This window comes from Ruegeria sp. CDSC085, from assembly GCF_059610465.1.
In genome coordinates this window covers 233166-255152 of record NZ_JBXWNR010000002.1, presented here as the reverse complement: position 1 = coordinate 255152, position 21987 = coordinate 233166, and the positions used below count along the sequence as shown (strand labels likewise).

The 21987-nt window shown below is 55.4% G+C and carries 20 protein-coding genes; 9 read left to right on the top strand and 11 right to left on the bottom strand.

Features of this window, described 5'->3' with window-relative positions; genetic code table 11:
• Positions 1–10 precede the first annotated feature (10 nt).
• On the bottom strand, positions 11–1195 hold the full coding sequence (locus AC2FJB_RS04750; protein WP_496717412.1) for a M24 family metallopeptidase: 1185 nt from the start codon (positions 1193–1195) through the stop codon (positions 11–13).
• Between the two features lie 194 nt (positions 1196–1389).
• Between AC2FJB_RS04750 and AC2FJB_RS04745 the strand changes: the two genes are divergently transcribed.
• The 7 genes from AC2FJB_RS04745 (at position 1390) to AC2FJB_RS04715 (ending at position 9620) form a co-directional block, all read left to right on the top strand.
• Positions 1390–2535 (top strand): M24 family metallopeptidase, encoded by a 1146-nt coding sequence (locus AC2FJB_RS04745; RefSeq protein WP_496717413.1) that lies wholly within the window; start codon positions 1390–1392, stop codon positions 2533–2535.
• Positions 2532–3242 (top strand): maleate cis-trans isomerase family protein, encoded by a 711-nt coding sequence (locus tag AC2FJB_RS04740; RefSeq protein WP_496717415.1) that lies wholly within the window; start codon positions 2532–2534, stop codon positions 3240–3242. Before AC2FJB_RS04745 ends, AC2FJB_RS04740 begins: the two co-directional genes overlap by 4 nt.
• Positions 3243–3379: 137 nt before the next feature.
• On the top strand, positions 3380–4480 hold the full coding sequence (locus AC2FJB_RS04735) for an ABC transporter ATP-binding protein (protein ID WP_496717416.1): 1101 nt from the start codon (positions 3380–3382) through the stop codon (positions 4478–4480).
• A 103-nt stretch (positions 4481–4583) separates the two neighbouring features.
• The gene (locus AC2FJB_RS04730) at positions 4584–5675 is read left to right on the top strand and encodes an extracellular solute-binding protein (RefSeq protein WP_299642951.1); all 1092 of its coding nucleotides are present in this window, start codon (positions 4584–4586) and stop codon (positions 5673–5675) included.
• Positions 5676–5745: 70 nt separating this feature from the next.
• Positions 5746–7020, top strand: coding sequence for an ABC transporter permease (locus AC2FJB_RS04725; protein ID WP_299896617.1), 1275 nt, complete (start codon positions 5746–5748; stop codon positions 7018–7020).
• 5 nt (positions 7021–7025) lie between these two features.
• Positions 7026–8237 (top strand): ABC transporter permease, encoded by a 1212-nt coding sequence (locus tag AC2FJB_RS04720; protein ID WP_117869135.1) that lies wholly within the window; start codon positions 7026–7028, stop codon positions 8235–8237.
• 162 nt (positions 8238–8399) lie between these two features.
• A complete protein-coding gene (locus AC2FJB_RS04715) occupies positions 8400–9620 on the top strand; it encodes an aminopeptidase P family protein (protein WP_496717417.1) in 1221 nt (406 codons plus the stop codon).
• Positions 9621–9655: 35 nt separating this feature from the next.
• On the opposite strand, the gene speB is transcribed toward AC2FJB_RS04715, so the two are convergent.
• A complete protein-coding gene (gene speB / locus AC2FJB_RS04710; protein ID WP_496717418.1) occupies positions 9656–10630 on the bottom strand; it encodes an agmatinase in 975 nt (324 codons plus the stop codon).
• Between the two features lie 461 nt (positions 10631–11091).
• On the opposite strand from speB, the gene AC2FJB_RS04705 reads away from it, so the two are divergent.
• Positions 11092–11460, top strand: a complete 369-nt coding sequence (locus tag AC2FJB_RS04705; protein WP_117869132.1) for a group I truncated hemoglobin — start codon at positions 11092–11094, stop codon at positions 11458–11460.
• A complete protein-coding gene (locus AC2FJB_RS04700) occupies positions 11457–12515 on the top strand; it encodes an adenylate/guanylate cyclase domain-containing protein (RefSeq protein WP_117869131.1) in 1059 nt (352 codons plus the stop codon). Before AC2FJB_RS04705 ends, AC2FJB_RS04700 begins: the two co-directional genes overlap by 4 nt.
• A 6-nt stretch (positions 12516–12521) precedes the next feature.
• Here the strand turns inward: AC2FJB_RS04700 and AC2FJB_RS04695 are convergent, their stop codons facing one another.
• The 9 genes from AC2FJB_RS04695 to guaA all read right to left on the bottom strand — a co-directional run bounded on the left by AC2FJB_RS04695 (position 12522) and on the right by guaA (position 21920).
• Positions 12522–13136 carry a TetR/AcrR family transcriptional regulator gene (locus AC2FJB_RS04695; protein ID WP_117872774.1) on the bottom strand — a complete coding sequence of 205 codons (615 nt, stop codon included), beginning with the start codon at positions 13134–13136 and terminating at the stop codon, positions 12522–12524.
• 113 nt (positions 13137–13249) lie between these two features.
• On the bottom strand, positions 13250–14119 hold the full coding sequence (gene ppk2 / locus AC2FJB_RS04690; RefSeq protein WP_117869130.1) for a polyphosphate kinase 2: 870 nt from the start codon (positions 14117–14119) through the stop codon (positions 13250–13252).
• Positions 14120–14168: 49 nt separating this feature from the next.
• Entirely contained in the window at positions 14169–15122 is a 954-nt protein-coding gene (locus AC2FJB_RS04685) for an alpha/beta fold hydrolase (protein ID WP_496717419.1), read from the bottom strand.
• Entirely contained in the window at positions 15112–16029 is a 918-nt protein-coding gene (gene metA, locus AC2FJB_RS04680) for a homoserine O-acetyltransferase MetA (protein WP_117869128.1), read from the bottom strand. The genes AC2FJB_RS04685 and metA overlap by 11 nt, the downstream gene beginning before the upstream one ends.
• Positions 16030–16065: 36 nt before the next feature.
• Positions 16066–16938, bottom strand: coding sequence for an ATPase (locus AC2FJB_RS04675; RefSeq protein ID WP_117869127.1), 873 nt, complete (start codon positions 16936–16938; stop codon positions 16066–16068).
• A gap of 47 nt (positions 16939–16985) precedes the next feature.
• Positions 16986–17882, bottom strand: coding sequence for a DMT family transporter (locus AC2FJB_RS04670; RefSeq protein WP_496717602.1), 897 nt, complete (start codon positions 17880–17882; stop codon positions 16986–16988).
• A 102-nt stretch (positions 17883–17984) separates the two neighbouring features.
• A complete protein-coding gene (locus AC2FJB_RS04665; RefSeq protein WP_496717420.1) occupies positions 17985–19124 on the bottom strand; it encodes an OmpP1/FadL family transporter in 1140 nt (379 codons plus the stop codon).
• Between the two features lie 126 nt (positions 19125–19250).
• Positions 19251–20156: a DMT family transporter gene (locus tag AC2FJB_RS04660; protein WP_496717421.1), complete on the bottom strand. Its 906-nt coding sequence runs from the start codon at positions 20154–20156 to the stop codon at positions 19251–19253.
• 204 nt (positions 20157–20360) lie between these two features.
• Entirely contained in the window at positions 20361–21920 is a 1560-nt protein-coding gene (gene guaA, locus AC2FJB_RS04655) for a glutamine-hydrolyzing GMP synthase (protein WP_496717423.1), read from the bottom strand.
• Positions 21921–21987 lie beyond the last annotated feature (67 nt).

The following is a 21987-nucleotide window of genomic DNA, read 5'->3' as shown; positions in this document are numbered from 1 at the left end:
CGTGCGCCTATCAGGGCTTGACGAATATTTTGCGAGGTCGTTTGCACAGACACTCTGCCGGTCCTTTTTCATCGATCAGGATGGTCTCGGTGATCGCAAGCCCCCAATCATCCATCCATAGCCCGGGCATAAAGTGAAATGTCATCCCGGCTTCGAGGATCGTATTGTCTTCGTCCCGCAACGAGATCGTGCGCTCGCCCCAGTCCGGAGGATAGCTGAGGCCTACAGGATAGCCACAGCGAGCACCGCGTTCTATCCCCGCACGTTCCAGCGGTGCGGCCAGCGCTTTGGCGATATCTTTTGCGCGATTGCCGGGCCGCGCAGCCTCCAGACCCGCCTCCAACCCTTCAACCAAAGCCGCCTCGGCCCTTCTAAGATGATCAGGCGGCCGTCCCAGAAACACCGACCGACAGAACGGAGCATGATATCGGCGATAGCAGCCGGACAACTCAAAAAAGGTGCATTCGCCCGATTTGAACACATCACCATTCCAGGTCAGATGTGGCGCGGCGGCGTCTGACCCTGACGGCAACAGTGGTACAATGGCCGCGTAATCCCCCCAGTCATCTTCGACGCCCGTTATCGCGTCATGGTAAATCTGCGCGACCAGTTCGTTCTTGCGCAGGCCGGGTTCAACGCGTTCAAGCACGCCGTCAGTCACAAACTCTGAAATTCGGGCCGCCTTGCGCATCAGGGCGATTTCTTCGCCGGATTTTACAACCCGTTGCCAGTTGACCAAAGCCGTTGCATCTATCAGCGTCGCCCCGGGCAGTTCAGTTGTCAGTGTAATATGGGCTTTGGCCGAGTAATAATAATTATCCAGCTCCACCCCAATTCGGCTCTGGCCGTGTCCGCAGTCAGCAATAAGCTTGGCCAGATCCTGCATTGGATGCCGTGTGGTCGACTGCACGAAGTGATCGGCGTATCCGAAAACCCGATCGTCCCCCATCCACACCGTACGCAGCGCACCGTTTGTATCCTGCCGACGCCCCCACCAGATTGGGTCCGCGTCAAGAAAAACCAGGGCACCCTGGTGAACGTAAAAAGACCATCCCTCATACCCGGTGAGCCACCCGATGTTCGATGGGTCTTCGACAAAAAGGCAGTCAATTCCCTTTGCGGCCATCGCCTTTCGGGTCTTGGCAAGACGGCGATCATATTCCGCCTGGCTGAAGGCTGGATCAGAGTTGGTCATTGGCGCCTCCGGTCAACAAAAGACTGTGGTTGACAGAACCCTACCGATCCGCTCACGTCAACGAATGAAAATTCCGGGGGGTGCATGAAAACCGATATCAATCCACACCGAACGGGCCGAAAGACTGGGCCATTCAGGCTGCGTCGATTCATCGGTTCAGCCTGCATGCGGCGCACCACCTCTGAGGCCGCCGGATGAGAGGGTTCGATCCAACAGAATTTGCCGCGCGTACTGAACGCGCACAGGTGATGATGAGTGCCGCGGGCCTGTCGGCGCTGCTGCTGACCACGGAAACCGATGTGCGCTACTTTACCGGGTACCTGACCAGATTCTGGGAAAGCCCGACCCGCCCTTGGTTCCTGATCCTGCCTACGGCTGGCAAACCGGTCGCAGTTATCCCCTCGATCGGCGCCTCATTGATGGGGCAAACCTGGATCGACGACATCCGAACGTGGAGCTCACCCGACCTTCAGGATGACGGCGTTTCGCTTTTGACAGATGCCCTGACGGAACTGACGCCCCCCAAAGGCCGTATCGGAATGCCGGATGGGCACGAGACGCACGCGCGTATGCCCCTGTCGGACATTGAATGCCTGCGAAACAGTCTCGGTTCGCGTTGCATCACCGGAGATCAGGGTATTTTGCGCCAACTTCGCATGGTCAAATCCGATGCAGAAATCACCAAGATCGAAACTGCATGCGCCATAGCTGGTCGCGCGTTCGCGCGCGTTCCCGAGATTGCACGGGCAGGTGCGCCGTTGGACGAGGTTTTTCGCGGTTTCCAGATACTGTGTTTGGAAGAGGGCGCCGACTGGGTGCCATATCTCGCAGGTGGGGCAGAGCAGGGCGGTTATTCTGATGTGATTTCGCCTGCGTCTTCGTCCCCCTTGAAGGATGGCGATGTACTGATGCTTGACACCGGCTTGGTCTGGGATGGTTATTTCAGCGATTTCGACCGCAACTGGTCTGTCGGCCCAGCAAATTCCGACGTGAAATCTGCTTACACCAGGCTGATAGAAGCGTCAGATGCTGCATTCGAAATCGCCCGGCCCGGCGCAACCGCCGCAGAGTTGTTTCATGCAATGAACACGGTGCTGACCAAGGATTCTGAAGGCACAGATGCCGGTCGGCTGGGGCATGGGTTAGGCATGTCATTGACTGAATGGCCGTCCCTCATCCCGACGGACCAGACCGTTCTTGAACCCGGTATGGTGCTGACCCTGGAGCCGGGTATTGCTGTTGGTGACAAGATCCTGGTTCACGAAGAAAACATTGTCCTAACAGACGATGCCCCGCGCTTTATCAGCCCGCGCATCGGGCCGGAGATTCTTGAGCTATGACTTACGTGCCTTACACGCTTGACGAAGACGACCCGCAAGCCGCGCCACTTGGATTGATCGTACTTCAGGTCGACGAGACGATTGAGCCGGAATTCAGCACGTATTTCACGGACCGGAAAAGCCCGTTGTATGTAACACGGATTCCCAGTGGCATTGAAGTGACAACGGAAAGCCTTGCCGAGATGGAAAAGGCGTTGCCGGCAGCGGCCGAATTATTGCCCAGCGCGCGACCTTTTCGGGTGGTAGGTTATGGCTGCACGTCGGCCAGTTCCGTCATTGGATCAGGGCGTGTGGAGGAACTCATCAAGCAGTCGTGCAAAACAGAGGAAGTTACAAACCCTTTGCGTGCGGCCACGGCCTGCGCTGCGGACCTTGGTGTTTCGAAGTTTGCGCTGCTGTCGCCTTACGTGGAAGAGGTCAACGCACCGCTGCGTAACGCGTTCTCGGAAAACGGCTTAACCATGGATGTTTTCGGGACATTCGGACAGGCCGAAGAGGCAAAGGTCGCTCGGATATCGGTGCAGTCCGTGATTGAAGCCGCGACAAAACTGGGATCTGATCCGTCGGTTGAGGCCGTTTTCCTCAGCTGTACCAACCTGCGAACCCTTGAAGCAATCCCTGAGATTCGTGAGCGAATCGGAAAGCCTGTTCTTTCGAGTAATCAAAGCCTTGCATGGCACATGAGAGACTTGATCGGCTTTCAATGAGTGTAAAGGTCGAACTCAAAATGCAGAAAGTCCGCCAAATAGAGTTGCCAAATGCTGGCTGCTTGGTCTTAACTGCTGCCTACAGATCAATGAAATCCGAAGCCGTCGGATAATCATTTGACGAAACAGGGGGTCTTGTGACCGGTACAACGAACGACGCCGCGTTTGTCGAATTCCAACGCGTTCAGAAGTCTTATGATGGCGAGAATCTCGTCGTTAAAGATCTAAATCTTGCGATGCCCAGGGGTGAGTTCCTTACAATGCTTGGGCCGTCGGGTTCCGGTAAGACAACATGTCTTATGATGCTCGCCGGGTTCGAAACCGCGACCCATGGCGAAATCCTCCTTGACGGGAAACCCATCAACAATATTCCGCCGCATAAGCGCGGAATTGGTATGGTTTTTCAGAACTATGCCCTGTTCCCACACATGACGGTGGCCGAAAACCTTTCGTTCCCTTTGGAGGTCCGCAAACTGGGCAAGTCTGAACGGGAGGAAAAGGTTCAACGTGCTTTGGACATGGTTCAGATGGGTGCGTTTGGCGGCCGACGTCCGGCTCAGTTGTCCGGCGGTCAACAACAGCGAATTGCCTTGGCGCGCGCTTTGGTTTTTGAACCCGAACTGGTGTTGATGGACGAACCTCTGGGCGCTTTGGACAAACAACTGCGTGAACATATGCAGTTCGAAATCACACGTCTTGCGCATGAACTGGGAATCACCACGGTTTATGTTACCCACGACCAAACCGAAGCATTGACCATGTCGGATCGTGTTGCCGTATTTGACGATGGCCGCATTCAGCAGCTTGCGCCGCCTGATCAGCTCTATGAAGAACCGGAAAACAGCTTCGTTGCGCAGTTCATCGGGGAAAACAACACAATGGAAGGCGTCATTAAGACGATTGATGGCGATACATGCCTCGTCCAGCTGGATGATGGCTCTGAAATTGACGCTGTTCCGATCAATGTTCGCGAACCCGGCGAACGGACAAAAGTATCGATCCGGCCCGAGCGGGTAGAATTCAACAAGTTTCGCCTGCACGCCGATGCACATACGCTGAAGGCAACCGTCAAAGAATTCATTTACATGGGTGACGTGTTCCGTTTCCGCATGTCCGTTGCCGGAAATGATGAGTTCATCGTCAAGACCCGGAACGCGCCAGACGCGATCCGCCTGTCCCCGGGGCAGGAGATCGAGATCGGCTGGCTGGCTCAGGATTGTCGTGCGCTCGACGCATAGGCCAAGTCGCGCGGAACAAGCGCGACCTCACTGAGGGACCGGTTGGTGAAAACCCGTGCATCAGCCGACCACACACATAAACGGGAAGAACTGGGAGTAATTCATGAAGACAACCAAAACATTGTTAACAGCAGCGGCACTTGGGGCAGTTGCTGGCGGTGCATTCGCAGAAGAAATGACGATCGTTTCTTGGGGCGGCGCCTATTCCAAATCACAGCTAAAGGCGTACCACGAGCCCTATTCGGAAAAGACAGGTGTCACCATTCTGAATGATGACAGCTCGGCCGAAGCAGTTGCGAAACTGCGCGCGATGAACGAAGCCGGCAACATCACCTGGGATGTGGTTGATGTTGTGGCTGCCGACGCAATTCGTCTTTGTGACGAAGGTCTTGCGCTTGAAATCGACTTTGACACTCAGCTTGCGCCGGCGCCGGATGGCACGTCTGCCTCCGAGGATTTCGGCGACCTTTTGGTCAGCGACTGCTTTATTCCGCAGATCGTGTATTCAACCACTTTTGGTTACCGCACCGATCTTGTCGGAGACACTCCGCCCAGCGATGTCTGCGCCGTATTTGACCTGGAAGCCTATCCAGGCAAGCGTTCGCTTGAAAAGCGTGCGATCAACAACATGGAATGGGCTCTGATCTGTGATGGCGTCGCCAAAGACGATGTCTATGACGTTCTGGCCACTCCGGAAGGTCAGGATCAGGCGCTGGCAAAGCTCGACACGATCAAAGACAGCGTTGTCTGGTGGTCCGCTGGTGCGGATACACCGCAACTTCTGGCTGATGGCGAGATCGTCATGGGTTCAACCTATAACGGTCGTCTGTTCAGCGTGATCGAAGAGCAGAAGCAGCCCGTTGCCATGCTGTGGGACGCGCAGATCTTTGACCTAGACGGTTGGATCATCCCTGCTGGTCTGAGCGAAGAGCGTCAGCAGCGCGCTCTGGACTATATCATGTTCGCAACTGACACCCAGCGTTTGGCGGATCAGGCCAAGTACATCTCGTACGGTCCGGCCCGGGCATCGTCAGCGCCGCTGGTGGGTCAGCACGCCGACCTGGGTATCGATATGGCGCCGCACATGCCGACCGATCCGGAAAACGCCAAGAACACGTTCCTGTACAACTACGAGTTCTGGGCGGATTACCGCGACGATATCGAAGCCAAGTTCCAAGCCTGGTTGGCGCAATAAGTGCGCGTTTTCATGAAAAAGTCGGGGGCGGCGCGCCGCCCTCAGACTCAAGCAGAGCCAAGGGGCACAGATGACTGACGCAAGCCAAAATGCAGGGCCGATGCTGGCAGCGGACGGAACGCCGCTCAAGCAATCGCTGGCACGTTCACTGCGGCGGCAGAAATTGCGGGCGTTGATGCTCGTCGCTCCGCTTCTGCTGTTCGTCATGTTTTCCTTCATCGTGCCGATTGCGTCGATGCTGTTTCGTTCGGTGGAAAACAGCATGGTGTCGGAAACCCTTCCACTTACTGTGGAAACTCTGAAGGGTTGGGATGCTCAAAGCGGCGAGCTTCCGGATGAAGCGGTTTACGATGCTTTCGTTCGCGATATGGTCGTTGCGGTCGAAAACAAAGAACACACTCGCCTTGGTTCGCGTCTGAACTACGAAGAAACAGGTATGTCTTCGCTGTTCCGCAAATCCGGGCGTCAGATCAAAAAACTGGATCCTGAAGCGGATGCGCCTTTCAAGGAGAAATTGATCGAGATCCATGAAGGCTGGGGAGATCCGCAAACCTGGCGCGTGATCAAGACCCATTCACCGGCGGTCACCAATGGCTACTTCCTGAATGCCGTCGATATGCGCAGAACCCCGGAAGGCGCTCAGGCCCAACCCGAAGACAAGCGGATCCTCATCAAGCTTTTCGGACGTACTCTGTTCATGTCGCTCGCGATAACGGGCGCTTGTATCCTGCTCGCATACCCTGTCAGTTACCTATTGGCGACACTTCCGATGCGGGTGTCGAACCTGTTGATGATACTGGTCCTTTTGCCCTTCTGGACGTCTCTTCTGGTGCGAACGTCCGCGTGGAAGGTCATGTTGCAACAACAGGGGGTTATTAACGATACCCTCGTTTGGCTGGGGCTGGTCGCTGATGACGCTCGGCTGATTATCATCAACAACCAGATCGGCACCATCATCGCGATGACGCATATCCTTTTACCGTTCATGATCTTGCCGATGTATTCGGTGATGCAGACCATACCGCCGTCTTATACGCGCGCTGCCAAATCCATGGGAGCGACGAACTGGACGACATTCTGGCGTATCTACTTCCCGCAATCCGTGCCCGGGATCGGGGCCGGTTCGATCCTCGTGTTCATTCTGGCAATCGGTTACTACATCACGCCCGAGATCGTGGGCGGCACCAAGGGTGTCTTTATTTCGAACCGGATCGCCTATCACATCTCGTCCTCACTGAACTGGGGGCTGGCTGCGGCCTTGGGTACGATCCTTCTGGCGGTCGTGCTGCTGCTCTACTGGGTCTACGACAAGATCGTGGGCATCGATAACGTGAAGTTGGGATAATCAAGATGGCCGCACTGACACCGATATCCCGCAAACCCATGTCCATGGTTTTGCCCAGTGTCGCACTCGCAGGGGCTTTTGCCGGTATTTTTGTCGGGGCCGGAAATGGTTCGGTCCTTCTGGGTATCCTGGGTGGAGCTGTCCTGATCGCGGGGCTGGCTTGGGTCTACATAAATCTCGTGAAGAACGAAAACCTCGCACGCTGGATCAACATCATCGGGTTCGGTGTCGTTGGTTTCATAGTGGCCGGGCTGATGGGCGGAGTATTGGGATTGCTCGGCGGCTGGTTTTTCGCTTGGTTTATCTTCTGGCTGTACGAGGGGCGGTATCGGCGCAAGTTGCTGCCATACCTCACGGCACAACAGGTTTTTTATCACTATCTGTTTCGCGTGATCTGTGGTGCGATCTTCGTGTTCCTGATCACACCGATCCTTGTGGTGTTGCCGCTGTCTTTCAACGCAGAGGATTTCTTTACATTCACCCCCGAGATGCTGCGGCTGGACCCGGAAGGCTATTCCCTTAAGCACTACCGAGACTTCTTCACCAACAACGAATGGCAGCGCAGCTTCAAGAATTCGCTCATTATTGCGCCGATCGCGACGGTTATTTCGGTAACGTTGGGAACATTGGCTGCCATTGGACTCAGCCAGTCTCACGTTCCCGGGCGCCGTGCGATTATGGGAATTCTGATATCTCCGATGATTGTCCCGCTGATCATCTCGGCGACGGGCATGTTCTTTTTCTACAGTGATATCGGGCGCTTCCTCGAAGGTACGTTGGGCATGAACAAGAACTTCGTGGGCTATCTGAAAGTTATTCTGGCCCACGCCGTTCTGGGTATTCCGTTTGTGATCATCACCGTGACCGCGACTCTGGTCGGTTTTGATCGATCTCTGACCCGGGCGGCAGCCAATATGGGTGCAGGACCCGTGCGAACATTCTTCAAGATTCAGATGCCGTTGATCCTGCCGGGCGTCATATCTGGCGGTCTCTTTGCCTTTATCACATCATTCGACGAAGTGGTTGTGGTGCTGTTTGTAGGCTCCGCCAGCCAAAAGACGTTGCCGTGGCAGATGTTCACCGGCCTGCGGGAACAGATCAGTCCAACCATTCTTGCGGTTGCGACAATCCTTGTGGTTCTGTCTATTGCACTGCTGACTACGGTCGAACTGTTGCGGCGTCGGTCTGAACGTTTGCGGGGTCTTTCGCCCGCTTGACGCAGCAAACCGTCTGATCTAACGATTCACCTGTTCATCTCCGCTGCGATGGCGTCGCGGCGACTACGGAGGTGATCGGCTCTCGGACCCCGAGACCGCCTGTCCTGAACGCCGGGACAAGTGGCCGGGAATTGCATGCCCGGCAAAGATGAGAGACCAGAGATGACTGACATTTCAAACCGCCCCGAGTTCTTCACCTGCCACAATGGTGACAAGGCCCCGTTGCAGTTCAGCAAAGCCGAGTATGACCGCCGTCTTGGCAAGCTTCGCGCGATCATGGCCAGGCGGGACATCCCAGTGGTGCTACTGACGTCGATGCAGAATATCGCCTATTACTCAGGCTTTCTGTACTGTGCGTTCGGGCGCCCCTATGGCTGCGTTGTGACCCAGGACAGCTGCACCACCGTGTCCGCCAATATTGATGCCGGACAACCCTGGCGCCGGTCGGTTGAAGACAACGTGATTTATACCGACTGGAAGCGCGACAACTACTGGCGTGCAGTTGCGAGCCTGATCGGCAATGCAAAACGGATCGGTATCGAAGGCGACCACATGACGCTGGCGGCGCGCGACGCAGCGCTGAGCATGCTTGGCGAGCCTGAATTGGTTGACATCGCGACGGACACCATGGCTGCGCGGATGATCAAATCCGCTGAAGAAATCGAATTGATCAAGGGCGGTGCCCGTACTGCCGACGTGGGTGGTGCTGCGATCCATGCCGCAATCCGCGAAGGCGCAACCGAGATCGAGGTTGCAATGGCCGGCCGAGACGCGATGGAAGTGGAAATCGCGCGTGCCTATCCTGATGCCGAATATCGCGACACCTGGGTTTGGTTCCAATCGGGTTTGAACACCGACGGCGCGCATAACCCGGTCACCAAACGCGCGTTGCAAAAAGGCGATATCCTGTCACTGAACACCTTTCCGATGATCTCGGGCTATTATACCGCCTTGGAACGGACCCTGTTTCTGGGCGAGCCGGATGCCGACAGCCTGCGGCTGTGGAAGGCCAATGTGGCCGCGCATGAACTTGGCCTCAGCCTGATCAAACCCGGTGCCACCTGTTCCGGTATCACCGCCGAGATCAACCGGTTCTTTGCCGACGAAGGCCTGCTGCAATACCGGTCCTTCGGCTATGGCCACTCGTTTGGTGTTCTTAGCCATTACTATGGTCGCGAAGCCGGTCTGGAGCTCCGCGAAGACATCGACACCGTGCTGGAACCCGGCATGGTGGTCTCGATCGAGCCGATGCTGTGGATCCCTGAAGGCCAGCCCGGTGCGGGCGGCTACAGAGAGCATGATATTCTGGTAGTGGGTGAAGACGGAGCCGAAAACATCACCGGATTCCCCTACGGGCCGGGTCACAACATTATCGGCGCCTGATGCTTTGGGGTGGAGCCTCGGCTCCACCCGCTATTTTACGTGTGTAGAGCGCGTTCGTGAAATATGAAGCCCAGAAAATTCAGCAAAAGCTGCGCTGCCAGTATCTGAGTGCTTTCAGTGGGATCGTAGGCAGGGGCCACTTCGACAAGATCGATGCCGACCACGTCACCTCTTTTCGCGAGCCCCTTAAGGATCTCCAGAACGTCATAGTACAGAAACCCTCCGTGGCTTGGAGTTCCGGTCCCTGGTGCGATCGATGGACAAAATGCGTCGATATCAATAGTCACATAGTACCGTTTTCCCGCGGGTATGCGGTCAAGAACAGCCTCTGTTCCCATTCTGCGAACCTGCCGTACCGACAGGATATCCGATCCGCGCGCACGCGCGTCGTCATACCCTTCCTTGGACGTGGACGAAACGTTCCGAATACCCAACTGGGTCATCCCTGAAACATAGTCCTTCTCGATCGCGCGGCGCATGGGGTTTCCGTGCCCGTTGGTAACGCCATGACGTTCATCGACAAAGTCCAAATGCGCATCGATTTGAACGACATGTATTGGGCCGTTTTCAGCGCAGTTGCTTTCGAATGCAGAAATGCAGGGGATGTTGACCGAGTGATCACCGCCAATCACCAGCGGAAGGGCTCCGGCCTCTAGAATCTTTCGCACACCAAAGGCTATGTTCTTGTGGCTGGTCTCGGTCTTGGTGTGGACAATATCCGCGTCCCCCAGGTCGACGATCCGAACCGAGCTGTCCAGATAGGTCGCGTCATCCTCATGATCATAGGCGCCAGCATGGCCGAAACTGAAAAGGGTCGATGCCTCTCGAACGGCCCGGGGACCAAACCGAGCACCCGGGCGCCACTGTGTGCCAAAGTCGAAGGGCGCGCCGAGGACGCAAACATCGGCATCAATTCTGTCCCAGTTTTCGATGTAGGGAGATTTTCCGAAGGTCGATATTCCGACGAAAGGTAGATTTAGGCGCCCAGACGCATATCCATGTTCCTGCACTTTCGGTCCTTTCGATGGTTGTGCCTTATTTGTTGCAAGTGAACATGAGGACACGCTGTATTGGAACACAATTCTCTTTGAGCGACAGGTTCCGGGGGCTTATCAGGCGTAAATGTCTTCCGGAGGGCTGGGCTGGCTTGCGTCCAAAGTTCACCCAGACCAGCCCATTGGAGCACTTCAGGATTAGCCAAGAGATATTCCCGTTGGTGGTGTGCAATTCATTTCTTTCCCGTTTTCACATTCGAAAAATAGCTAATGCCGCTTGAACGTCGGATCGAGGTCAGGCCAGAAACGGTACGTTTGTGGTGGAACAGGTTCGGCACCAGCGAAGCTTTGGTGGTTTTTCCAGTACAACAAAACGGTTTTTGATCGTTCCCTGTTAGAAAATCATAAGCGTTAACAAAAAAATCGATTTGATATAGAGTTGTGGGGTTATTGATTGGTAACGCGCGGGTATACGTGTGGCACAGACACTTTATGAAAAATATGGCGGCTTCAAAACGATCAGCCGAGTCGTGATGACTTTCTATGAAATGGCGTTGGACTCGGATGAGATCGGCCACCATTTCGAAGACATTGATATGCCGCGTTTGATCGACCATCAAACCAAGTTCGTTTCGTCCTTGATTGGCGGGCCGGCATCTTTCAGTGATGACAGGATCGAAGTGGTTCATCGGCATTTGAACATATCGCACAATGAATTCGACGTCATGGCCGAGCTCTTTGGCGACGCGCTGAGTCAGCATGGTATGTCGGACGGCGACGTCAAAACTGCGCTGAAGGCGATCGAAGGAAAGCGTTCGATCATCGTCGCCCGGAATGCGGCATGAGCATTCTTGCTATAAACGAACAATTGCTGCGCGCGATCGGAGTGGGCGTCGCCGTAGTACGTGCATCCGACCTGCAGTTCGTGTTTCACAACGGGCCCTTCAGGGAATGGTTCGGTACACCTGACAATGGCAGTACCCTAAGCGACGTTCTTTCTGATCTCGACCCGAAGGAACTGGAGGATGTGAAGCAATCTGGCCTTCGGTACTCGGTCGAATTGCAGATCAAACCAAAGCGAAGGACACTGATTTTTGCGGTCACAGTCTCGCTGGCCAGCGGGTTGTCCGAACAGGTGCTGATTGTTGAATGTCAGAACATCACCCGCATTCGGGAGTTGGAAAGCATGATTGACAGCTATTCCACCATGGTCGAGCGAAATACCCGAGAGCTTGAGCGCGAAAAGGAGAGGGTGGAACGCCTGTTGCTGAACCTGATGCCGCGAGCGGTGTATGAAGAGTTCAAGACGTTTGGCGTTGTCACACCGCAGCTGTATCAGCAGGTTTCGGTGGTGATGCTGGATTTTGTCGGGTTCACGGATTTCGCGGCCAAGACCGACCCGACAGTGACCTTGAGTGAGTTGAACGACATCTTCACGGCATTTGACCGGATCGTCGAACAATTCGGGTGTGAGCGAATCAAGACGATTGGCGATGCCTATCTGGCCGTGTCAGGCATGCCCGATCCCACACCGGATCATGCGACCGCAGTGGCGCATTGCGCGGTAAGGTTTCTGCGCTATCTCGAGCGCCGCAACGAAAGCCATCCCCATAAGTGGCAGGCCCGGATCGGATTGGGTATGGGTGCGGCTGTAGGATCGGTCGTGGGCATTCAGAAATATGTCTATGACGTGTTTGGCCCTGCCGTGAACATCGCATCCCGGTTGCAGGTCTTTGCCAACCCCATGAATATCGTGGCCCCGGAAGAGATGAAATATGCCCTGATCGACGAGTTTCAGGTCTCGGATCTGGGGTGCGTTGATATCAAGGGGATGGGTGAGATGGATCTGATCAATGTGACATCAGGTTTGAGTATGCCGCAGAGCAGTCGTTCATTCTGACTGGCGTCATTCGTCCTGAGGGATCAGACCCAAACCGCGCAGATAAATACCGATACCGCTTTCCAACAAGTCCTCGGGGGGGAAAGGCGAAGTTGCGCCGGTATTTCGGGCATACAGCTCGACGACCCCGTGGCTCATCGCCCAGATATGCGCGCTGAACATCGAGGCAGGCGGGCGCTTTTCCGGTGGAATATGCTGGGACAGGTCAGCGGCCGCTTGCTCAAGAACAGACTTCGCCCGATTTGCTGCCAGGGACAATTCAGGCGTGCGGTTCAGGGATATTCCACTTTCGAACATGGCAATGTAATGCCCGGGGTTCTTGCGTGCAAAGGCCAGATAAGCACGCCCCGTTGCTTCAAAAGCCGCAAGGGCTGAAGGCTGTCCTTCGTCGTAGGCGTATTGCATCAGGTCTGCGAACATCTCAAACCCCTGCCGTGCGGCTTCGGCAATCAGGTCCTCGCGCCCTTGAAAATGACGATAGACGGCGGCAGGCGTGACACCGGCAGTTTTTGCGGCCTCGGACAGCGTGAAACCGGTCGGGCCCTTGTCTTCGATCAGGGACAAGGCTGCCTCGATCAGGGCTTGCTTCAGGTTTCCGTGGTGATAACCGCGTTTCGTCATCCCAGCCTCAGTTGCATTGATTGGGTATTGGAAGACAAGGACATAGACCACCGATGCATTGTCGTCCAATACATGATCGTGAAGGCATCGACAGGGCAGGGCAGAGCGACAATTTATGCCTCCCACACGTCCGGGCCACCGCAGATACGGGCATCAACCTCGCCGATACTCTTCTTGTCCTTCTCTTCATAGTCCAAGGCATGCAGAACCGTTCGGATGGCCGCAAGGCGCGCGCGTTTTTTGTCGTCAGAACGGACAATTGTCCACGGGCAGGCATCAGAATGCGATCGGGTCAGGGTTTCCGAGATCGACTGCGTGTATTCGTCCCATTTGTTCAGCCCTGCCACGTCGATCGCGCTGAGCTTCCATTGCTTCAAAGGGTCGTTTTCGCGCGCCAGAAAACGGTTCAGTTGTTCTGCACGCCCGACATTAAGCCAGAATTTGAAAAAATGGATGCCGTCATTCACCAGACCGGTTTCAAGCGGCAGGACCTGTCGGAAGAACCGTTCACGCTGCTCCTGTGAACAGAAGCCAAAGACATTCTCGACGACGCCTCGATTGTACCAACTGCGATCAAAGAACACGATCTCTCCGGCGGCGGGCAGATGCAGGATGTAGCGCTGGAAATACCATTGGCTGCGTTCGGCGTCTGATGGTTTGGCCAGCGCAACGTTGCGCGCGCCGCGGGGGTTCAGGTTTTCACGAAACCGCTTGATGGTGCCACCTTTGCCCGCGGCATCGCGGCCTTCGAAAATGATGGCTACCCGTTGATCGGTTTCCTTGACCCAGGATTGCATTTTGACCAATTCAATCTGGAGCAGGTCCATCTGCTCATCATAATCCTTGGACTTCATTTTTTCAGAATACGGGTAGGTCGGGTTCAGAATATCGCCCTTTTTCGCGTTTTGAATCTCTTCCCGTACAGATTTGGGCGCGTCTTTCCGAAAATACTTCTCGATGGAGCCTTTTCCTGACCGGGCCATATGTCACCTCGCGATAAAATCCATATCTGACTATGGATTAGAGCTTGGGTTAACGCAAACCCGCTCGCTGCGCCGCGCGATCTATCGCGGCGGCAACTTCGGGTGCTGCGACCACCTGTGGCATATGACCGACACCCGGTAACTCGATCAACTCGGCCCCGGGGATTTGTTCGATCAGACGTTCAGAATGCCATTCTAGACCAACGGTATCGTCGGCCGTTCCGTGAATGATTTCGGTCGGTACGGAAATCTCGCCATATCTGGGTTGCAGGCGGGTAACTTCGTCCAGCAGGTTGGCTCGTTGCTTGGCATTTGCATGCATCGAGCCACGCCGGATCGTCAGCCCTGGCCCAAAGTGTTCGGCATAGCCTTCCGGCGCCGATTGCGGTGCAAACACCTTGTCCAACGCCTGTGTTACGTACCATTCGGGCACGAAAGAGCTGATCAGGGGCAAGGCCAGCGCATAGCCCGACGTGGTTGACGCAAGCCGGTTGAACCCATCCAAAGGCGTTTCCCACGGGATAGCGGCCGGAGCTATCAGAACCAGAGCCGAGATATTCTCGGGTCGGGTCACGGCCCATGCCAGCGAGACAGATCCGCCATAGCTCTGCCCGGCCACGATGGGCTTTTCCGCCCCAAGCTGAGCCGCCGCCTGTTGCAGGATATCCGCCTGTTCAATGAGGGTTTCACCATTCGGATTGAAGCTTTCGGAATATCCCAACCCCGGTCGGTCAAAAACGATCACGCGGTATGACTTGGCCAGAATAGGGGCCAGCGCAAAGGTCATATCGCGCGTGTTCCCGCTGGAACCATGGATCAGAACGACATCAGGACCGTCTCCCATGACCACGGCGTGCACGGCGAGGCCGCCTACATCCAGAATCTGACCTTCGGGGGGGTAAGCCGCCTCGGCCAGCGCTTCGTTCCGGGCGCTGCGCCAGGTTGTCAGTATGACAAGGCCCAGAACGGCCAGGCCAAGGGATATCAGGACTTTAGTGGCCAATTTTTGTCATGTTGAAAGGCGTGGATTGATAGATTTCGTTGATCCAGTTGCCGTACAGCAGATGTGCATGACTGCGCCACCGGTTCTGCGGCGTGTTGGATGGATCATCGTCGGGATAGTAGTTGATAGGTACGTTGATAGGCGTGCCGTTGCTGACGTCCCGATCATATTCCTGTTTCAGCGTGTCACTGTCATATTCAAAGTGATTAAAGATATACAACGCGCGATGGCCGGGATCTTCGACCAGACAGGGGCCGACATCGTCGCTGCCCAACAGGGTTCTCAGCCCGGGTGCGCGATCGATTTCATCCTGTTTCATTTCCGTCCATCGGCTGACCGGAATGACGCAGTCATCCGAGAAACCGCGCAAGAACGGAGACGCCAGATCCAGGTTGCGATGCCGGAAACACCCAAAGGCTTTTGCGTCCAGCATGTGCTTTTTGACACCGTGAAAATGGTTGATCATCGCCATCCCGCCCCAACACACACCAAAGGTGGAATGCACGTTGGTTTGAGTCCAGTCGAAGATCTCGCTGATTTCATCCCAATAGGTGACATCACAAAATTCCAGATGTTCGATCGGGGCGCCGGTAATGATCAGACCGTCGAACTTCTGATCTTTGATCTCTTGAAAGGGACGATAGAACTCGGACATATGCTCGGCGGCAGTGGTTTTGGTCCGGTGTTCAGTCATGCGGATCAAAGACAGATCGATCTGCAATGGAGTTGCCCCGATCAGACGCGCGAACTGGTTTTCGGTCTGGATTTTCTTGGGCATCAGGTTCAGCAAGCCGATGCGCAGTGGGCGGATGTCCTGACGCATTGCCTGATCTTCGTCCATGACCATGACGCCCTCTTTGGTCAGGACGTCAAAAGCAGGCAGATCTGAAGGGATTTTGATGGGCATATGTCAGGCTTCTAAGGGATTAGTGAAAACTGGTAGTTAGGCGTTTTTGTGCCTGGTCTCAAGGGTGTGTTCGATCAACTCATCGAAATCGGCGGCGTCGCGGATTTTGCCGATGTCATTGGCTGCAATCGTCACGCCCCAGTTATTCGCCATGGCTTCGTAGCGCGGCTGACGGTGCGCCAAGGCCTGCGCATAGGTCCAACGGACGAAATCATCGGGATTCACATCGGTTTCCGAACATCCGTGTTGTTCCAGATAGTCTGTCCAGGCTCTGGTCAGGAATTCGGCCTGATAGGACATGGGCTTAGGGGCTTTGTCAAAACGACGTACAAGCTCTGCCGTGTGTTCCTCATCCCCCTTCAGCCAGATCATCAGGGTGTGTTGCGAAAGCTCGGACAGTACCCGGTCGTTCGGATCCTCGGGGTCCACCCACTCGCAGATCGATCCACCGGTGTCGCAGATGAAATGGGGGTATTTGTACAGACGCTCGGCGCGGTCGATGAAATACTCGGTATCCAGCAGAGCGTGTATTTCGGCCAGTCGAAACTGTTCCTGCCTGCGTCGGTATTCCGGCATTTCCAATCCGCCGAGGGCAGGGTTGCCCGGTTTGCCCAGATAGGCCGCGACCGGAGTCAGGTTTGCGAACGAGATATTGGAGCCGATGTAAATGGAATCCGACAGTAGCAGGTCACGCAAGAACGGGACTTTCATCGCCTCGGCCTTTGCGTTGTCGGTAATGTATTCGCCCATGTACCGGGTGCCGATGCGATAGTCGATCGAGTAGTGAAACCAGTTCCCTGAGCCGCGAAGAATGTTCGAGACATAGGTCTTGCCCAGACCGGACATGCCAAAGAACAGCACCTTCTTGCGGCGTGCCGTGCGCCAGTCTTTGGCTGTGTTATAGATCATCTTGTGCTGTCCCTTTTTGCCTTTGCTAAATCGGGCAGCGCACGGCGTCAATCGCGGCGGCCAGCTCGGTTCAATACCAGAAGACCCATGGCAAGGATAACAAAGCCGAAATAGGCATTCGACGGCAGCGCTTCGTTTCGCAGAATCGCGCCAAGCACGATGGCGACAGGAGGGATAACAAGCGTCACCAGCATCAGGTTGCCGCTGCCCGCCATCGCCAGGACTCGATAATACAAAAGGTATGCCCCCGCTGTTGCCACAATGGCGTAATACCCAATCGCAGCCCAGGTGACCGCGGGCAGAGCAAGCGTTGGCACCCCGTCCGTCATGAGCGTCAGGGGCAGGATTAGTAGGGTCGAGCCGGTCAGCATTCCAGCGGCCGCGACGACGGGGTGAAGGTCAGACAGATGATACCGCGCCCAAGCCGCGGCAAAAGCATACGAGAGCGTTCCGGCCAACACGGCAAGCTGGGCTGTGTTTTGCAAGCTGAAAGACGTGAAGGTCTGAATTCCGATGATGATTGAGACACCGAGAAAACCTAGAAAAACGCCGATCACCCGGGCTTGTGTCAAACGCTCATCTTTGAAAAACAGCGCCGCAACGAGAACACCAAAGATGGCCGTGGTCGCGTTCAGAATAGCGGTCAGGCCAGAGTCGATGTAAAGCTGACCCCATGCCATCAAGCTGAATGGGATGACATTGTTCAGCAACCCCATGATCAGGAATGCACCCCAGATGCGGGGTGAGCGGGGCAGGGAAAGTCCCTTGGCCCAAGCTACCAGCCAAAGCACCAGCATCGCCCAGAACGTGCGGTGCAAAACCGATGTCATAACGGGAATGGAATCCAGGGCGATCCGAATGGCCACAAAGGATGCGCCCCAGATGACAGCCAGAAGAATGAGTTCGGCCCAGGCGCGCTGAGAAAGGTGTTTTTGCGTGTTCATGGCCGTACACTCGCATTCAGCAGACGGAACCGCGACCCGAAACCTACGCATAAAAAAAGGCTCCGCTGAAACAGCGGAGCCTTGAGGATAATCATCTTTGGATTAGTTCAGCGCGTATGTAATCTGGAAGCCTACGCTCCAGGCGCTGTTGCCAGTGAACGTTCCGCGTGCATTCGGGCCAGCGCCATTAGATGTCGCATCACCGATGTCGGTGTAACGAACACCGCCGGAAATCTTCGCATTCTCCAGCGAGTACGTTCCGCCCAGACCAATGCTCCAGAACCCGTCGGTCGGGCCGAGGTTTGATACAGGAGTGCCCTGGGAAGTCTCGTAGCCCAACGTCACAGCGCCACTGAACTCTTCCGAGAACTGATACCCCATGCCCAACGAATACGTGAAGGTAGAATCAGCGTAGTCAACAAGGTTGCTGGTGGGTGGGTAGTTTGGCGGGTTGTAGACGAGCTGTGGCCAGTCAACCCAGCGGATTGAACCGAACAGAAGCGTCTTTGGTGCTACACCTGTTTGAAAGTCAAGATTGATCGACTGGGGTGTTTCAATTTCACTCGAAGAGTTAACGGGCAAACCCCCAGTCAAAGCACTGGATTCTGTCTGAGAAAGATCGTGTGAAATCTTCGAGTTATAGGTAAGCGCAACTCTGGCAGCGATCTCAGGTTTTTCCCAAGCCACACCAACAACGTACCCAAATGCAACGTCCGCATCGGTATCAACGTTATACCCGGCAGCAAGCGGTACGGTAATATTAGCCGTAACACGCTGTGCGCGAACACCACCAATCGCGCTGAAGCCACCGTCGAATTTGTACCTCAGCAAAGCTGTAATCGCGTCTGTGTCAGCGGTTGCCTGCAAGACGCGGGGGTCTGACGGATTAGTCGGGTTGATCGATAGCGGAAAGGCTGCTGCGTACTGGATATCGGCACCAAAGGGCTGGTCGTACATGATCGCGAAATCGAGTTTTTCGGTCAGTGACGTTTTGTAGCCCAGATGCGGTGTGAAAAAGTCGTTCGCGACCTCACCGGAATCGACCGGTTGCCCAATGTTTGGTCCAGCCAAAGCCGGCATGGTGCCCGTTACGCTGGGGTTGGTGTATCCCAACCGAAACTGAACCACTGATCCTTCTTCGAAGATCAGGTTTATGCCCTGACCACTGCGGTCCAGTCCGCCTGCGTATCCTGCCGTCGCTCCAGCACACAAAGCGCAGGTCGCGAGTAGTGTTTTTTTCATTCTGTCCTCCCTAACAATCTCCCGCGGGTTTCCATGGCGTTTAGCTGAGTGTGACGAACGCCTATCCCGTGTATGATGAGCGATACTCTCTTTTAGGTTACTTTAAGGTCAACTGGTGACGGTGCGTTACGTATTGCGACTAGTGTTTTCAACTGTTGCTAAACTGTTACGACTTTCGGACCAGATATTCAGGAAAATACCGGAAAAGATGACCGCGGCACCTATCAGGACCCAATGGTCGATGGGTTCGTGGTAAAGGATCATTCCGACCACTGCGATCGTAGGAAGCCTTGCAAAATCAAATGGGATCACAACTGTCGCCGGGGCGATGGCAAGAGCGTTGGTTATGCAGAAATGGGCCAACAGACCGGCCAACCCAACCAGAATCAAAAAGGGTGCGCTTTGCGCTGTGGGCAAGGAAATCTGTCCATCAAAACCTGCAGCGATGCCCCCAAGAACCGCCTGCATGGTCGTAAGCCAGAAAACGATGCAGCCGATACTGGCAAAACGTGTGAGTTTTTTGGTCGAAATCGTTGTAAATGCGAAGAAAATCGCAGACGCAGCTGCGGTCACAAGGCCGGGGCTTAAGGGCGCCGTACCAGGGCGCGTAACAATCAGAACGCCGGCAAAACCAATAAGCGCTGCCGTCATCTTAAGCGTAGTAAGGCGTTCGTTCAAAAGCAGTGGCGACAGCAGAATCACCCAAAGCGGCTGGGTGAATTCCAATGCGAACACCTGCGCCAAAGGCGCAACAGCGACCGCATAGAACCAAAGATTCTGCCCTGTGAAATGCAGGGTGTTTCGCAGGGCGTGCAAACCCAAGCGTTGCGTGGAAACCTGAACCCAACCGCCTGTGGCAGTCAGTACGAGGGCGACAACAACAAACCCTACCAGGCTTCGGTACATCATGATCTCGAACGTGTCGTGCACGACGCTCAGTTCGCGACCAGCAACCGCCATCGAGGAGAAGGACGCGATGGCTCCAGTCATCCACAAGGCGGCCTTGAACGTGTTTTTTTGTGTCTGATTCACGTGCCACACCCCGACCTGGTCGCGCGGTCACGGCCCCGGTGTCGGGGCCTTCGCTACGCGATCAAAAGATTGAATTCGTTGAATCATTGAAACGCTTATGAAGCGTCAGGTTCAAGGTCGCGTCCAACTTTTTCAAACACGGCTTGGAAGGAATTCCTCGGATCGGGTCGTTTTTGGCGTCGAACGCGGTGGTGTTTTGCCGGATCATTCCCACTCGATGGTCCCGGGCGGTTTCGAGGTGATGTCATATGTGCATCGGTTGATGCCCTTGACCTCGTTGATGATCCGGGTCGCCGTTTCGCCAAGGAACTCGTGACTGAACGGGTAATAGTCCGCCGTCATTCCATCGACCGAAGTCACGGCCCGCAACGCACAGGCGTAATCATAGGTGCGGCCATCGCCCATCACGCCCACTGTGCGGACGGGAAGGATGGCGACAAAAGCCTGCCAGATGTCATCATAGAGCCCGTGCTTGCGGATCTGATCGATGTAAATTGCGTCAGCCTCGCGCAGGATTTTCAGTTTTTCGCGGGTGATCTCGCCGGGGCAGCGAATGGCCAGACCCGGTCCGGGGAAGGGGTGGCGCCCGATGAAGCTCTGCGGCAGACCAAGTTCTCGGCCCAGTGCGCGGACTTCGTCCTTGAACAATTCACGCAGCGGTTCGACCAGTTTCAGGCCCATCTTTTCCGGCAGGCCGCCCACGTTGTGATGGGACTTGATCGTTACAGAAGGCCCGCCCGAGAACGACACTGATTCGATCACATCGGGATAGAGAGTGCCCTGAGCCAGGAATTCGGCGCCGTCGATGGTATCGGCGTGCTTCTGGAACACGTCGATGAACAGTTTTCCGATGATCTTACGCTTGGTCTCGGGGTCGCTCTGACCTTCCAGTTCCCCCAGAAACAGCTCGGATTCGTCTGCGTGGATCAACTGAATGTTGTAGTTGTCGCGGAACATGCCGACGACTTCTTCGGCCTCATTCTTGCGCAGCAGCCCGTGATCGACGAACACGCAGGTCAGTTGATCCCCGATTGCTTCGTGAATAAGGATCGCGGCAACCGAGCTGTCGACGCCGCCGGACAATCCGCAAATGACCTTCTTGTCTCCGACGTGTTCGCGGATCTTGCGGATCATGTCTTCGCGATAAGCGCCCATGGTCCAGTCACCCTTGAACCCGGCCAGCTTAACGAAGTTTTCATACAGTTTCGCGCCCTTGGGCGTATGGTGTACCTCGGGGTGAAACTGCACGGCATAGAAGTGCCGCGATGGATCAGCCGTGATCGCATAAGGTGCGTTGGGCGAGGTTCCAAATACCTCAAAACCCGGTGCGATTACACTGACATGGTCGCCGTGGCTCATCCAGACTTGTTCATCGCCGTCCGCGAACCAGCCCTCGAGGATATCCAGTTTGTCTTTCGGTGTAACAAAGGCCCGACCAAACTCGGCTGTGCCATGGCCGCTTTGGACTTTGCCGCCAAGCTGATGCATCATCACCTGCTGGCCATAGCAGATGCCCAGGATCGGAACTCCATAATCAAAAATCCCTTGCGGAGCACGGGGCGAGCCCTCGCGCGTCACGCTGTCCGGACCGCCCGAGAAAATCACGGCGCGCGGCGCCATTTCCCGCACGAATTCCATCGTGACATTCTGGTAAGGGTGAATTTCACAATAGACATTCAACTCGCGCAGGCGGCGAGCGATAAGCTGCGTAACCTGGCTGCCGAAGTCGATGATCAGAAGGCGGTCGTGGGATGTCTGGGTCATAACCGGCTCATAAGTTGCAAGCCTTGCATGTGCAAGCGGTATGGCATCATTTGATACAAAAGCTGAG

What these genes read in the sequence shown, in the direction of transcription:
- AC2FJB_RS04750 (WP_496717412.1), bottom strand. Translation starts at nt 1,195, where the DNA reads ATGACCAACTCTGATCCAGCCTTCAGCCAGGCGGAATATGATCGCCGT.
- AC2FJB_RS04745 (WP_496717413.1), top strand. Translation starts at nt 1,390, where the DNA reads ATGAGAGGGTTCGATCCAACAGAATTTGCCGCGCGTACTGAACGCGCA.
- AC2FJB_RS04740 (WP_496717415.1), top strand. Translation starts at nt 2,532, where the DNA reads ATGACTTACGTGCCTTACACGCTTGACGAAGACGACCCGCAAGCCGCG.
- AC2FJB_RS04730 (WP_299642951.1), top strand. Translation starts at nt 4,584, where the DNA reads ATGAAGACAACCAAAACATTGTTAACAGCAGCGGCACTTGGGGCAGTT.
- AC2FJB_RS04725 (WP_299896617.1), top strand. Translation starts at nt 5,746, where the DNA reads ATGACTGACGCAAGCCAAAATGCAGGGCCGATGCTGGCAGCGGACGGA.
- AC2FJB_RS04720 (WP_117869135.1), top strand. Translation starts at nt 7,026, where the DNA reads ATGGCCGCACTGACACCGATATCCCGCAAACCCATGTCCATGGTTTTG.
- AC2FJB_RS04715 (WP_496717417.1), top strand. Translation starts at nt 8,400, where the DNA reads ATGACTGACATTTCAAACCGCCCCGAGTTCTTCACCTGCCACAATGGT.
- AC2FJB_RS04700 (WP_117869131.1), top strand. Translation starts at nt 11,457, where the DNA reads ATGAGCATTCTTGCTATAAACGAACAATTGCTGCGCGCGATCGGAGTG.
- AC2FJB_RS04695 (WP_117872774.1), bottom strand. Translation starts at nt 13,136, where the DNA reads ATGACGAAACGCGGTTATCACCACGGAAACCTGAAGCAAGCCCTGATC.
- ppk2 (WP_117869130.1), bottom strand. Translation starts at nt 14,119, where the DNA reads ATGGCCCGGTCAGGAAAAGGCTCCATCGAGAAGTATTTTCGGAAAGAC.
- metA (WP_117869128.1), bottom strand. Translation starts at nt 16,029, where the DNA reads ATGCCCATCAAAATCCCTTCAGATCTGCCTGCTTTTGACGTCCTGACC.
- AC2FJB_RS04675 (WP_117869127.1), bottom strand. Translation starts at nt 16,938, where the DNA reads ATGATCTATAACACAGCCAAAGACTGGCGCACGGCACGCCGCAAGAAG.
- AC2FJB_RS04670 (WP_496717602.1), bottom strand. Translation starts at nt 17,882, where the DNA reads ATGAACACGCAAAAACACCTTTCTCAGCGCGCCTGGGCCGAACTCATT.
- AC2FJB_RS04665 (WP_496717420.1), bottom strand. Translation starts at nt 19,124, where the DNA reads ATGAAAAAAACACTACTCGCGACCTGCGCTTTGTGTGCTGGAGCGACG.
- guaA (WP_496717423.1), bottom strand. Translation starts at nt 21,920, where the DNA reads ATGACCCAGACATCCCACGACCGCCTTCTGATCATCGACTTCGGCAGC.